The sequence below is a fragment of the Oleiphilus sp. HI0061 genome (assembly GCF_001635675.1).
In genome coordinates this window covers 1-1179 of sequence record NZ_LWFE01000485.1, presented here as the reverse complement: position 1 = coordinate 1179, position 1179 = coordinate 1, and the positions used below count along the sequence as shown (strand labels likewise).

Here is a 1179-nt window from a genome sequence, read left to right as displayed (position 1 = left end):
CCGCCCCCTAAGTTCAAATAGTCGCCTAGCTTAAATTCTTTACCAATCTCTGCCAGCGTTACCCCTTTTACCAACAAAGAGCGCAAACGGCTTAGCTGACCTTCTTTTGCAGACGAGAAGTGTTGAAACAGATATTCAGCAATAACAAAGCTAAGTATGGCATCCCCTAAATACTCCAGGCGTTCATTGTTCGCACCTTTAAAGCTACGATGCGTTAACGCTAAATCTAGCAGGCTTTGATCTTTGAACGCATAACCAATTTTTCGTTCAAGCGCACTCAAGCGATTTTGTTTCATAGGGACTAATTTTTCCAAACTTTGCTCAAGCCTTTTCCAAAAAAGACGGTGATAAATAACTCTAAACTAAAACTTTTTCTCTATAGACTCTTCGAAGGAGACCACTGCATCTATGTTGCTATAAATCGGAATGCGAACTTCATACTCTACCGAGATATAAACACTTTCATCTGTAACTTCAGCATAGAAGCCTTCCTTAACATCAAAGGTACGGACATTGTTAGTTAACAAGCGGGTTTGGAAGTTTGTTTCCAGCTCACCAGCAGACATCCCTTCTAAATCAACTTCTTTATCATAAGATTCGAGTACAGATGCAATTTGCCAATGCTCATAAAACGCGGGGTAAAGCTTGAAAGCAATTGTTAAAATAATCGCAGCCATACCCAAAAAAAGCAGGACCACTGGCATCGAAGCACCCTTTTGCCGAGAATCAGTACGCATGTATAACCTCATCGTTAATCTATTTGAATCGTTGCGCTGCCAAGAAGCAGGACATTTATAATAGTATTGTTCAATATACGGATATTGCCTACTCGCTAAACAAAAGTCTTAAACTTTATTCGATAGCACCAACACGCGAAAAACTAGGTATGGAGAAGAACTTTGGCCAATGCATCCATATCGCAAAGGCTTTTCCGACAACCAGGTGGTCAGGAACAACGCCCCAAAAGCGGCTATCATTACTGTTATCCCGGTTATCTCCAACCATAAAATACGAGCCCTCAGGAATCTCCCAGTAACCTTCAGCACCTCTATTTAGCTGCGCTTTATGCTCATACAGCTTATGCTTAACCGAGCCTAAAGTCTCTTCAAACAGTTTGCGCCCAGGTAAATTCGCTAACAGTTTCTCTTCGACAAGCTCACCGTTGATCCATAACTGCTT

Annotated in this window: 3 protein-coding genes; all 3 read right to left on the bottom strand. The window is 41.6% G+C overall.

Annotated elements, in window-relative coordinates; genetic code table 11:
* The coding region (locus tag A3735_RS06440; RefSeq protein ID WP_304439969.1) for a ribonuclease III family protein at positions 1 to 296 on the bottom strand (296 nt) is incomplete at its 3' end.
* A gap of 66 nt (positions 297 to 362) precedes the next feature.
* A complete protein-coding gene (locus A3735_RS06435; protein WP_068507892.1) occupies positions 363 to 737 on the bottom strand; it encodes a DUF4845 domain-containing protein in 375 nt (124 codons plus the stop codon).
* 115 nt (positions 738 to 852) lie between these two features.
* On the bottom strand, positions 853 to 1179 hold a 327-nt coding region (gene lepB, locus A3735_RS06430), incomplete at its 5' end, for a signal peptidase I (protein ID WP_068637796.1).

What these genes read in the sequence shown, in the direction of transcription:
- A3735_RS06435 (WP_068507892.1), bottom strand. Translation starts at nt 737, where the DNA reads ATGCGTACTGATTCTCGGCAAAAGGGTGCTTCGATGCCAGTGGTCCTG.